Origin of the sequence: Pseudomonas sp. WSY_20 (genome assembly GCF_043104335.1) — a bacterium.
Taxonomy (GTDB): domain Bacteria; phylum Pseudomonadota; class Gammaproteobacteria; order Pseudomonadales; family Pseudomonadaceae; genus Aquipseudomonas; species Aquipseudomonas parafulva_B.
In genome coordinates this window covers 1-10,665 of sequence record NZ_JBICKP010000088.1, presented here as the reverse complement: position 1 = coordinate 10,665, position 10,665 = coordinate 1, and the positions used below count along the sequence as shown (strand labels likewise).

The 10,665-nt window shown below is 57.2% G+C and carries 12 protein-coding genes and 1 pseudogene; 8 read left to right on the top strand and 5 right to left on the bottom strand.

Features of this window, described 5'->3' with window-relative positions; all coding sequences use genetic code 11:
- Window positions 1-31: 31 nt before the first annotated feature.
- Window positions 32-3,061, bottom strand: a complete 3,030-nt coding sequence (locus ACF8E5_RS21190) for a Tn3 family transposase (RefSeq protein ID WP_010799689.1) — start codon at window positions 3,059-3,061, stop codon at window positions 32-34.
- Window positions 3,045-3,647 carry a recombinase family protein gene (locus ACF8E5_RS21185; RefSeq protein WP_010465829.1) on the bottom strand — a complete coding sequence of 201 codons (603 nt, stop codon included), beginning with the start codon at window positions 3,645-3,647 and terminating at the stop codon, window positions 3,045-3,047. The genes ACF8E5_RS21190 and ACF8E5_RS21185 overlap by 17 nt, the downstream gene beginning before the upstream one ends.
- Before the next feature lie 191 nt (window positions 3,648-3,838).
- On the opposite strand from ACF8E5_RS21185, the gene ACF8E5_RS21180 reads away from it, so the two are divergent.
- Genes ACF8E5_RS21180 through ACF8E5_RS21160 form a run of 5 tightly spaced genes read left to right on the top strand, consistent with a single transcriptional unit; the run spans window position 3,839 to window position 5,589 of the window.
- On the top strand, window positions 3,839-4,216 hold the full coding sequence (locus ACF8E5_RS21180; protein ID WP_003151133.1) for a type II toxin-antitoxin system RelE/ParE family toxin: 378 nt from the start codon (window positions 3,839-3,841) through the stop codon (window positions 4,214-4,216).
- Entirely contained in the window at window positions 4,197-4,532 is a 336-nt protein-coding gene (locus tag ACF8E5_RS21175; RefSeq protein ID WP_001172026.1) for a helix-turn-helix domain-containing protein, read from the top strand. The genes ACF8E5_RS21180 and ACF8E5_RS21175 overlap by 20 nt, the downstream gene beginning before the upstream one ends.
- 14 nt (window positions 4,533-4,546) lie before the next feature.
- Window positions 4,547-4,882 (top strand): hypothetical protein, encoded by a 336-nt coding sequence (locus ACF8E5_RS21170; RefSeq protein ID WP_000741275.1) that lies wholly within the window; start codon window positions 4,547-4,549, stop codon window positions 4,880-4,882.
- 23 nt (window positions 4,883-4,905) lie between these two features.
- Entirely contained in the window at window positions 4,906-5,232 is a 327-nt protein-coding gene (locus ACF8E5_RS21165; protein WP_000091614.1) for a hypothetical protein, read from the top strand.
- A gap of 15 nt (window positions 5,233-5,247) precedes the next feature.
- Window positions 5,248-5,589: a hypothetical protein gene (locus ACF8E5_RS21160; RefSeq protein WP_025999701.1), complete on the top strand. Its 342-nt coding sequence runs from the start codon at window positions 5,248-5,250 to the stop codon at window positions 5,587-5,589.
- Between the two features lie 907 nt (window positions 5,590-6,496).
- Here ACF8E5_RS21160 and ACF8E5_RS21155 read toward each other — a convergent pair.
- The gene (locus ACF8E5_RS21155; RefSeq protein ID WP_009873361.1) at window positions 6,497-6,802 is read right to left on the bottom strand and encodes a tyrosine-type recombinase/integrase; all 306 of its coding nucleotides are present in this window, start codon (window positions 6,800-6,802) and stop codon (window positions 6,497-6,499) included.
- A gap of 268 nt (window positions 6,803-7,070) precedes the next feature.
- Between ACF8E5_RS21155 and ACF8E5_RS21150 the strand changes: the two are divergent.
- Window positions 7,071-7,160 (top strand): annotated as a pseudogene (locus ACF8E5_RS21150) (type VI secretion protein); the annotation flags it as partial.
- 91 nt (window positions 7,161-7,251) lie between these two features.
- On the opposite strand, the gene tet(C) reads toward ACF8E5_RS21150, so the two are convergent.
- The gene (tet(C), locus tag ACF8E5_RS21145; RefSeq protein ID WP_000841446.1) at window positions 7,252-8,442 is read right to left on the bottom strand and encodes a tetracycline efflux MFS transporter Tet(C); all 1,191 of its coding nucleotides are present in this window, start codon (window positions 8,440-8,442) and stop codon (window positions 7,252-7,254) included.
- Window positions 8,443-8,534: 92 nt separating this feature from the next.
- Here tet(C) and tetR(C) point away from each other — a divergent pair, with 92 nt between their 5' ends.
- Entirely contained in the window at window positions 8,535-9,170 is a 636-nt protein-coding gene (tetR(C), locus tag ACF8E5_RS21140) for a tetracycline resistance transcriptional repressor TetR(C) (RefSeq protein WP_009873364.1), read from the top strand.
- A gap of 22 nt (window positions 9,171-9,192) precedes the next feature.
- Here tetR(C) and tnpA read toward each other — a convergent pair whose 3' ends face one another.
- Complete coding sequence (tnpA, locus tag ACF8E5_RS21135; protein WP_009873365.1) at window positions 9,193-9,648, bottom strand: IS200/IS605 family transposase; 456 nt, start codon at window positions 9,646-9,648, stop codon at window positions 9,193-9,195.
- Between the two features lie 76 nt (window positions 9,649-9,724).
- Here tnpA and ACF8E5_RS21130 point away from each other — a divergent pair.
- On the top strand, window positions 9,725-10,665 hold a 941-nt coding region (locus tag ACF8E5_RS21130; protein WP_392475756.1), incomplete at its 3' end, for an RNA-guided endonuclease InsQ/TnpB family protein.

Below are 10,665 nucleotides of genomic sequence, written 5' to 3'. Positions count from 1 at the left end.
GGGTTGTACGCCGGAATCCCAGAAATTTCCGTCAGCCCAGCTCCAGTCCCGCCACGAGCGCATCCAGGTCGATGAACTTGCCGTCAGTCTGGAAGGTGTAATGCCCGTTCAGCAGGATGTGCCGCCAGGCCGCTGGCGACATCTGCGTGATCAACGCCAGCGCCTTGGCATTGCCAGCTGCCTCGTACTTCGTCAGCAGCAGGGACAGGATCGCCGAGTTGTAGAAGATGATCGCGTTGCCGATCAGCCTGGCGCACTGGTTGCTGATCTCGATTTCGATGTCGGTGCGGCCGGTCAATTCCTTCTTCCCACCGACTTGGGCGATGGTCGAGCGTAGCTGGTGATAGGACTCAATGCGGTTCTGCGAGCGGTGAACATTACGCTCCAGTTGCGGGTCGCGCAGGTAGCGCAGTGTGTAGATACTGCGGATGAGCTTGTCGAACTCGAAGATTGCGCGCCGCGTCGGGTTCGGCGCCGTATAGGTGCACAGCTTGCGGATCAGCGTGCCCTGCGTCATTTCCTTCAGGCCCAGTGTGGCGACGATTCGGTCGATGTTCGCCTTCTCACCGACGATGAGTTGCCGGTCGATCTGGCCAGCCGGCCGGATCAGGCATTTCTCGTACAATGCCAGATCATCGGCGCAATACAGCTCCTGCAACTGGTCGTCGAGGTCGGTGAAGCGCGGCTCGAAACGAAGTCCGAACCAGTGCAGGATGGCGAAGTTGGCCTTGTTGATGCTGTGCATGTCGCCGGTGATCGCGCTCGGCACGATGTCCGACGTGTTGCGGTACCAGATGTCGAACACGTGGTGAGCCTCGTACTCGTGTGCGCCTATCAGGTAGCCGTTCAACGGCACGTGATTGCACAGCAGCGTGTAGGCGACGACGCCCTTGCCGCGGCCGAAATATTTGCGCGAGTAGCGCGCCTTCACAGTTGGTCGCTCGACGCCGAATTTCTGCCCATCAACGGCACCGTACAACGAATCGAGGTCGAACGAGTAATGCGGGAAGATCGGCAGTGCGGCGATGGCGTTGCTGATGCAATCGTTGGCCACATGTAGCGTCGCCTGGCGCAGGTACTGCTGGTAGGTACTCTCCAGGACGTGGTACGGGATGTCGCTGGTACGTGCCATAACCTGGTTGCCGTGGTTCATGGCTTGGGCAATGATCACCGCCATCAGACTGTCGGCGTCGGCTACCTTCTTCGCATAGCGTGGCTGCAATGGTGTCAGCGCCGACAGGAACTGGCACTGGCCGTTGACGAAGCGAAACACGTCGGCGACATCGCAGTATGGCAGTTGCTCGTAGAGAGCTTGCTCGCGCGCCTTCTGGTTCTCCCCCTTGGGCTTGCGCCAGGTCAGTCTCTGCGTGTCCTTGTCGTATTCCAGGTGCGTCAGCTTGCCCTGTTTCAGCTCGCGATTGAACGCCACCCATTGCGCACGCAACTCGGCCGCCAGTGCATCGAGCTGGGCACTGACCGGCTGCCGCAGGAAGGGGATGTCCATCTGCGCGAGCACGGCGGCTTTCTCGTCCATCGAAACCAACTCGTCGGACAAATGCCGGTGCTGCAAGCTGTCGTCAATGTAGAGCTCGCCCGCCTGGAAGCGTTTCCTGACCTGACGGTAAAGCCAGAATTCGTAACGATCGGCATGCAGGCCTGTCGGCGTGCCTTCGGCATCGAACATCAGCAGGTACGGACGCAAGCGTTTCGGCAGCGTTGCCGCCGGACATTCGTCGAGTGGCCGTTGTGATAGGCGCTGCTGCTTGGCGAACACGCTCTTGGCCCAAGTCAGCGCCGCGAGCCATGGGTTATCGGGGGCCGTGCCGGCGAAGTCGAGCGCGACGTACAGCGGCCGTAGATGGCGTCGAATGCGTTCGGCCAGGCCGTCCACCGCCTGCCAGTGCAGCGCCAGTTTGTTCAGTGGCTTGACGCTCATGCGCTGCGCCGTGTTTTGCAGCAATTCCCTGGACATGATTTTGTAGGCGCGTTGGCGCACCTCGCCGAACGGCGTCGGATCGGCCACGCTGTCGTCCACGTACAGCGACAGCAGGCGGCCAACCTGCGGCGTTTCCTGATGGCGTCGCAGCTGTTCGGCGACAAAGGACTGTTTCGCACCCGTGCGGCTCTCGTCCTCAAGTTTTTTCATGTGGAAGGCCATCGCGTCGACCAGGTTGTCGGTGAGCTGCCGGTAACGTACCCAGGCATAGCACAGCAGGTAGAGCCGGGTCTGCTCCGCCTTCAGGTGGCGCAGGTCATGGACGGTATAGAAGTTCGCCAGGCTCGCGTAGTACAGCAGGTTCTGCTGCGAGATGCCGAGCTTGGGCAGCAGCGCCTTGGCGATCCCGTGCAAGGACTTCAGCGTGGCGCGCTTCTCGCGCTCCCCTGCCATCTGACGCCAGCCGAAATCTTTAGCGTCCTGCTTGAGCGCTGCCAGTTGAGACAGGGTGTCGTCACGCACCAGGAGCTGGCCCAGCGCAGCTTTGGCCGATTCGTCCAACACTTCTGCCAGCAAGCCGCCCAAGCGCCTGCGTTCGGTGGACAGGGCTTCACTGACCAGCTCTTGTAAGGTGGTGTGGCCGGGCCGGATGATTTTGTGCTCGCTGAGCCAAACGATCAGTTCGGCGGCCACGAATCCTGGCATTACGTCGCGCCGCACGATCTGTTCAGCCTGCTGTGCCAGTTGCGGCAGGAAGCTAGCCGCCCACGACCGGTAGCCGAACAGTTCGGCGATCTGACCCCTCTGGCTGTAGTGCTCATGCTTGGTGATCGCCTTGCGTTCGAACGCTTCGCCGTGGAAATAGCGACTCAGCACGAAGGCGCAATCGTCCTCGACCTCATGCCAATCGAAGCGGAAGAAAGCATGCTTGGCCTTGAAGTAGCCGATCTGCAAGACGCAATAGACTTGGGCCTGCAGGCTAGGCCGGCTGCTGGCGAACGCCAGTTCAGATTCGGTCAACGCCAGGTATTCCAGCCGCTGAGCATCGTCGAAGTCCGGTAGGCCGTACAAGGCTTCCTGCTCTGCGTCAGAAAAGACGGTGAGTAGCTTATTCTTGTTGCTCATCGACCGTCCTTCCCGCACCACGCCAACCTGCTCGCGTCAATGTTTCGATCAACGTAGTGCGCTTGACATTGAAGTTGCGGCACACCGCCGCCTTAGACATGCCGCCATCGAGCGCGGCGACGATGGCGTCCAGCTTCTCACCAGTGATCGCCTGCGGCCGGCCGCCGATCCGGCCGCGTTTGCGTGCGGCGGCCAAGCCCGCGACGACGCGCTCCTGAATCAAGGCGCGCTCGTACTGCGCGAGCGCACCGAACACCTGGAACAGGAATTCGCCCGAGGGCGTCGTAGTGTCCAGGTTCTCTGTCAGCGAGCGGAACGCCACCCGCTTGTCCTTGAGCGAAGTCACAATGGCGAGCAGGTGCGACAGCGAGCGACCGAGCCGGTCGAGTTTCCACACCACCAGCACATCGCCGGCTCGAACGAACTCAAGCGCCCGCGCCAAGCCGGCACGGTCATCCTTCGCGCCAGAGGCACGATCCTCAAACAGGTGACGCGGATCGACGCCGGCGGCGAGCAGCGCGTCGCGCTGCAAGTCCGTGCTCTGGCGGTCGGAGTCCGACGACACGCGCATGTAGCCAACCAACATAGGCGGATAACCATCAAAAACAGGTTTCCGCATAATAGTGAATAGCGATAGAGTTTTCCGTACATTTTTGAGGGGGTGTTGCACAGGTAGCACAGCGGCGGCTGACAGCCTGTCGCAAAACAAATGTTTTACGACACCTCCTTGAGGTTGCCGCGTTTACATCATTACCTGAACAGGTATAAAATTCCGTCATGACAAACAAAGAAAAACCGCTCGAATGGATCGCGAGCAGCCACAAGGATTTGATGGCGTTGCCGTCCGACGTGCGTCGCCGTTTCGGTTACGCGCTCTCGTTGGCGCAGATAGGCGATCAGGATGACGCAGCAAAGGTGCTCAAGGGGTTCGGTGGTGCCGGCGTGCTGGAGGTCGTCGAAGACGATGCCGGCGGCACCTATCGAGCGGTATACACGGTCAAGTTTGCGGAAGCGGTGTTCGTCCTGCACTGCTTCCAGAAGAAGAGCAAGAGCGGAATCGCCACGCCAAAGGCCGACATGGACATCATCCGCGCTCGGCTGAAGGTGGCCGAGGTATTGGCACAGGAGCTACGAAATGCAAAAACGAATCATTGAAGGCGTCGAGGTTCAGCGCAGCTCGGGCAACGTCTTTGCCGACCTTGGACTGCCTGACGCTGAAAAGCTCAAGATCAAGACCGGCCTGGTGGTCGAGATCAGGAGGGCCATGCGCGCCCTTGGGCTGACTCAACAAGCGGCGGCCAAACGCATGGGCATCCCGCAACCGAAGGTGTCGGGCATGATGCGCGGCGACTTCACCAATCTATCCGAACGCAAGCTGATGGATTGTCTGAATCGCCTCGGCTACGACATCGAAATCAAGGTACGGCCAGCAGCCGAGCCGATCGGGCATCTAACGCTCGCAACCGCTTAATCGGAGCCCTCCTGATGGCAGCCCGCATCACCGACGACGAATGGGACGAACTGACTCCCGAGAATTTCGATACCACGGCACTGCTGCGTGCAGTCGATGCCGTGGACGTGCTGCGCGGCGATTTGAATGACAGCGCAGACGGCGCACCTCCGCAACTGCGCACCGACCTGTTGAAGCTGCATCAACTGGCAATGGCCGCGTTCAACGAGGGATCACGCAGCCGAGTGGCTGAGCTATTTGATCTCGCCGTGGATCTTCAGGATCAGGTTGATCATCTGATGACCTCGCTGGAACAAGTGCAAGAAACCCTGTCCCGGTTGACGGCGCTCTACCCAGAAAGCCTGTCCTGAATGTTCTTGGAGACAACCACATCATGAGCCGCAGCCGCCGCAAAACGCCCATCGTTGGGCACACGACCTGCCGTAGCGAGCGCGAGGACAAGAAACTCTGGCATCAGCGCTGGCGAACTCACGAGCGCACCGCGCTGGCCAGCGCGTCGCCGGAAGCTCTATGCGCCCATCTGCCTCTACTGGAAAACCAGGTCAGCAACGTCTGGTCGATGGGTAAGGATGGCCGCTCCTACTGGCCCATCAAGCGCCAGGCCGCCACGGCGGATCGCATTGCCAACCACAAGGGACGCAATCCGCAAGAGCGCGCCTCCCTGAAAAAGCGTCTGCTGCGCAAGTGGATGAGCAAATGAACCTGTCCACCGGCTATCGCTTGGGCGCGAATCGCTGAAGAAGCAGAACTCCCAGCCGGCTACGAGGGCACGGCGACGCCAGAGGCGCATCGGGCCTGCGAGGTGATCCAGGAGCGGATTCGAGAGCACGTCGTCGCCACCAATGACATGCGGCTGTTCGGCCTGCTGCACCTGCTTGGGCAGGCGTCGCTGCGCATGGAGCAAGCGCTGTGGCCGGAAGAATATGCGCGGATGACCCGCGAGGTCGAGGAAGCTCTCCGAGAGGCCGACGACCCCAACGCCAAGTCGTACACCCACGAAGAAGTCATGCGGGCGATGCAGGAACTCATCGACCAAGCGCGAGACAAGCCATGTTGATCGGCTGACGGAAATTTCTGGGTTTCCGGCTTACAACCCCAAGAAGAAGGGCCAGCCGAAAGCGCTACCAGTCTTTTCCATCCATGCGGACGGGCTGGTGCTTTCCGTCGAGACATGGAAGAACCCGCGCCGGGTTCTCAATCCGCTTTGCACACTCCAGCACGGCGAAATAGCCCCATTCTGGATGCACGAAGCGTGGTTAGAAGCCATGAGGCGGATAGTCGATCTGCTGGATACGCTCACCGCAGCCCCGGCAGAGGCCCTAGAAAGCCAGTAGAGGCGTTTTCGCCTGCAAGGAAGGGGGTAGCGGCGGGGCGGGGGCGGGGGTGTGTCTGCAAGGGCTTTAGCCCGCGCAGGGCGAAGCCCGAAGGCAAGGCTTCAGACGACGCCTAAAGCGGCGGCTGAAAGCCGCGCATGGTAGAAGTTCTTTAGAACTTCTTAGACCGGAATTTTGGAAAAACGCGAAAACTCAGTACTGACAAGGGTTTGCGGGCGTTTTTGTGGCTTGTCAGGTTACCACCTGCGCCGGGGGTGGTTACCACCTGCGCCGGGGGTGGTTACCACCTGCGCCGGGGGCTTGAATTAAATTAGATAAATCTCTTATTGATAGACAAACACACTACACTTAATACCCATTATGTTAAAAACGACAGGATTCATGAAAATCATCAGAATTGTGCAGGATGGTTCACCTATCGATTAGATATGGGGTCTGAAGGCCAATAGAACGAAAACGTACGTTAGTGAAGTAACTGTCTGATATATCGAAACATAATGTACATTGGAAAACGCCATCAAAACGGTGTCTTTTTAATCGAAAATTGGCACTTAACGGACTTTCTTGTCTACTAATCGATTTTTCAGACGATAATTTTCCTCTTACCGTACGTTTTCGTACGGTTGGACCTCAAACCCCTTTGAGCGTGGCAAGCTGCACAAAGGGATAGGGCGGCACCAGAGAAAAATCACTCAGGGTCAATGCCAGCGCTTCGTTAATACAGATGTAGGTGTTCCACAGGGTAGCCAGCAGCATCCTGCGATGCAGATCCGGAACATAATGGTGCAGGGCGCTGACTTCCGGTGCCAGCAGATATTTTGGCAGTTTGCCTTGGATCAGAGCCATCTGACGCAGGGCTAGTGCAGCCGGATAGTCAATAGCTACCGGCAGCGGTGCGGACTGTTGTAACTCAGAATAAGAAATGAGGCCGCTCATGGCGTTGACTCTCAGTCATAGTATCGTGGTATCACCGGTTGGTTCCACTCTCTGTTGCGGGCAACTTCAGCAGCACGTAGGGGACTTCCGCGTTTCCAGACTTTACGAAACACGGAAACCGAAGACCATTCATGTTGTTGCTCAGGTCGCAGACGTTTTGCAGCAGCAGTCGCTTCACGTTCGCTCGCGTATCGGTGATTCATTCTGCTAACCAGTAAGGCAACCCCGCCAGCCTAGCCGGGTCCTCAACGACAGGAGCACGATCATGCGCACCCGTGGCCAGGACCCAACGCTGCCCGAGATGCGCCGCGTGCGGCTGCTGGAGATGGCGGACGCGATGGATATGTTCTGCCAAGGGTTGGTTTGCGCATTCACAGTTCTCCGCAAGAATTGATTGGCTCCAATTCTTGGAGTGGTGAATCCGTTAGCGAGGTGCCGCCGGCTTCCATTCAGGTCGAGGTGGCCCGGCTCCATGCACCGCGACGCAACGCGGGGAGGCAGACAAGGTATAGGGCGGCGCCTACAATCCATGCCAACCCGTTCCATGTGCTCGCCGAGGCGGCATAAATCGCCGTGAAGATCAGCGGTCCAATGATCGAAGTTAGGCTGGTAAGAGCCGCGAGCGATCCTTGAAGCTGTCCCTGATGGTCGTCATCTACCTGCCTGGACAGCATGGCCTGCAACGCGGGCATCCCGATGCCGCCGGAAGCGAGAAGAATCATAATGGGGAAGGCCATCCAGCCTCGCGTCGCGAACGCCAGCAAGACGTAGCCCAGCGCGTCGGCCGCCATGCCGGCGATAATGGCCTGCTTCTCGCCGAAACGTTTGGTGGCGGGACCAGTGACGAAGGCTTGAGCGAGGGCGTGCAAGATTCCGAATACCGCAAGCGACAGGCCGATCATCGTCGCGCTCCAGCGAAAGCGGTCCTCGCCGAAAATGACCCAGAGCGCTGCCGGCACCTGTCCTACGAGTTGCATGATAAAGAAGACAGTCATAAGTGCGGCGACGATAGTCATGCCCCGCGCCCACCGGAAGGAGCTGACTGGGTTGAAGGCTCTCAAGGGCATCGGTCGACGCTCTCCCTTATGCGACTCCTGCATTAGGAAGCAGCCCAGTAGTAGGTTGAGGCCGTTGAGCACCGCCGCCGCAAGGAATGGTGCATGCAAGGAGATGGCGCCCAACAGTCCCCCGGCCACGGGGCCTGCCACCATACCCACGCCGAAACAAGCGCTCATGAGCCCGAAGTGGCGAGCCCGATCTTCCCCATCGGTGATGTCGGCGATATAGGCGCCAGCAACCGCACCTGTGGCGCCGGTGATGCCGGCCACGATGCGTCCGGCGTAGAGGATCCACAGGACGGGTGTGGTCGCCATGATCGCGTAGTCGATAGTGGCTCCAAGTAGCGAAGCGAGCAGGACTGGGCGGCGGCCAAAGCGGTCGGACAGTGCTCCGAGAACGGGTGCGCATAGAAATTGCATCAACGCATATAGCGCTAGCAGCACGCCATAGTGACTGGCGATGCTGTCGGAATGGACGATATCCCGCAAGAGGCCCGGCAGTACCGGCATAACCAAGCCTATGCCTACAGCATCCAGGGTGACGGTGCCGAGGATGACGATGAGCGCATTGTTAGATTTCATACACGGTGCCTGACTGCGTTAGCAATTTAACTGTGATAAACTACCGCATTAAAGCTTATCGATGATAAGCTGTCAAACATGAGAATTCGCGAATGAACAAGCTCCAACGCGAGGCCGTGATCCGAACCGCGCTCGAACTGCTTAACGACGTGGGCATGGAAGGTCTAACGACGCGCCGACTGGCTGAGCGCCTCGGGGTGCAACAGCCAGCGCTCTACTGGCATTTCAAGAACAAGCGTGCGTTGCTCGACGCACTTGCCGAAGCCATGCTGACGATAAATCACACGCATTCGACGCCAAGGGATGACGACGACTGGCGTTCGTTCCTGAAGGGCAATGCATGCAGTTTTCGACGGGCGTTGCTCGCTTATCGCGATGGCGCGCGTATTCATGCCGGGACGCGGCCAGCCGCGCCGCAGATGGAAAAAGCCGACGCGCAGCTTCGCTTCCTTTGCGATGCTGGCTTTTCGGCAGGTGACGCGACCTATGCGTTGATGGCAATCAGCTACTTCACCGTCGGCGCTGTTCTTGAGCAGCAAGCTAGCGAGGCAGACGCCGAGGAGCGGGGCGAAGATCAGTTGACCACCTCAGCGTCTACGATGCCGGCGCGCCTACAGAGCGCGATGAAAATCGTCTACGAAGGCGGTCCGGACGCGGCATTCGAGCGAGGCCTGGCTCTCATCATCGGCGGTCTTGAACGGAGTGCTTGCGCAATCTCGCTCCTTTAGGGGCGAGTCAAGCAAGTGGTTTCTACTCTTTTCTTTGCTTCAACGCTTGTGATGTCTTCATGGCTTTTTCGCTGGGCGGTTCGTTCTGGTTGTTGATGTACTCCCGAACAACATCGAGGGCAACCCCTCCGCAAGAAACCACACAGTAGCTTGGCGACCAGAAATGGTTGCCCCAAAGCATTGTTTTTACCCTGTCCCAATACTCTCGCCGGATCATGTAAGACGATTTACCTTTTAACTTGCTGACTAAATTTGAGATTGCCAATTTTGGATGTACGGACACCATCATATGGATGTGATCGTCCTCTCCACCAAACTCCAGTAGCTCACAATCCATCTGCTCACAAGTCTCTTTCATTATTGCCTCAGTCCGTTCAAGCATTTCTTTGGTAAAAACACCACGACGATACTTTGTAACAAAGACTAGATGAACGTTGTTTTTAAAAATGCAGCTTCTACCTGTTCTCCAATCGTACATTATAACCACATGCTAGATTGACAAAGTTTAAGTAAGTGTAATAATTTCAGGTGTAAATAGCAAATAAACGGACATCATGTTAACTGACATCAAGCTACGCGCTAACCCGACATCTCACCAAAAACTGATCTTGAGTCAGTGGATGGGGTGCGCTCGTAGTATCTGGAATGCCAAGGTAGAAGAAGAGCGTTATTACCGAACCTATGCCCGTAAATATTGCACCATCGGAACTTACGCGCCCATCGACCAGACCACTTCACAATTCAAATCCAAAGAGCTTTCTCCGTGGCTAAGTGAATGCCCTAGTCAAATCTTGCGTAATAGCGCGGTTAACTGGTATCAAACTTATCAGAAATTCATGAGCGGGAAATGCGGCAGGCCAAAGCGAAAACCTAAAACGGACAAAGGAAGCATTTATCTTACCCGTGAAGTGTTCCGTTTCGACCATTGCGATGACGGCAACGTGCGCCTGTTTATTGGGACAAAGACCAACAATATCGGTTATCTGTCCTTTAAGGCACATGGCAAATTTGAGATCCCAAACTCGCTTTATGTGAGAAAAGAGCGCGGCCACTATTATGTGTCATTCTGCTATGAGCAAGGACAGCCTGATCGCAAACTAAGTACCAATGAAGAGCACTTAGCTTTTCTGCAAGGGGCGACCAGAGAATATCTGGAAGAGCACACCATGGGTGTTGACCGAGGCGTGGCGATCCCCGTTTGTGCTGGCGAACAAACCTATGATTTCACCCATAGCCAGAAAAAGAACATGAGCAAAGCAGACCGCTATATCAAGCGATTGCAGCGCAAACTGGCAAGGCAGCAAAAAGGCTCTAACCGCAGAGCCAAGACCAAGCATCGAATTGCGGTTCATCATGCTAAAAAGGCTAACATACGAAATGATTTTGCGCATAAGACCAGTCGGTTATTGGTTGATAGCAGCGCCAAAATCATTGTGTTTGAGGCGTTACGAACCGCAAGGATGACGAGAAGGCCGAAAGCAAAACAGGATGAACA

Coding starts and splice junctions, on each gene's coding strand:
- ACF8E5_RS21155 (WP_009873361.1), bottom strand. CDS start 6,802: ATGAGCGGCCTCATTTCTTATTCTGAGTTACAACAGTCCGCACCGCTG.
- ACF8E5_RS21185 (WP_010465829.1), bottom strand. CDS start 3,647: ATGTTGGTTGGCTACATGCGCGTGTCGTCGGACTCCGACCGCCAGAGC.
- tnpA (WP_009873365.1), bottom strand. CDS start 9,648: ATGTACGATTGGAGAACAGGTAGAAGCTGCATTTTTAAAAACAACGTT.
- ACF8E5_RS21165 (WP_000091614.1), top strand. CDS start 4,906: ATGAGCCGCAGCCGCCGCAAAACGCCCATCGTTGGGCACACGACCTGC.
- ACF8E5_RS21175 (WP_001172026.1), top strand. CDS start 4,197: ATGCAAAAACGAATCATTGAAGGCGTCGAGGTTCAGCGCAGCTCGGGC.
- ACF8E5_RS21180 (WP_003151133.1), top strand. CDS start 3,839: ATGACAAACAAAGAAAAACCGCTCGAATGGATCGCGAGCAGCCACAAG.
- ACF8E5_RS21190 (WP_010799689.1), bottom strand. CDS start 3,061: ATGAGCAACAAGAATAAGCTACTCACCGTCTTTTCTGACGCAGAGCAG.
- ACF8E5_RS21170 (WP_000741275.1), top strand. CDS start 4,547: ATGGCAGCCCGCATCACCGACGACGAATGGGACGAACTGACTCCCGAG.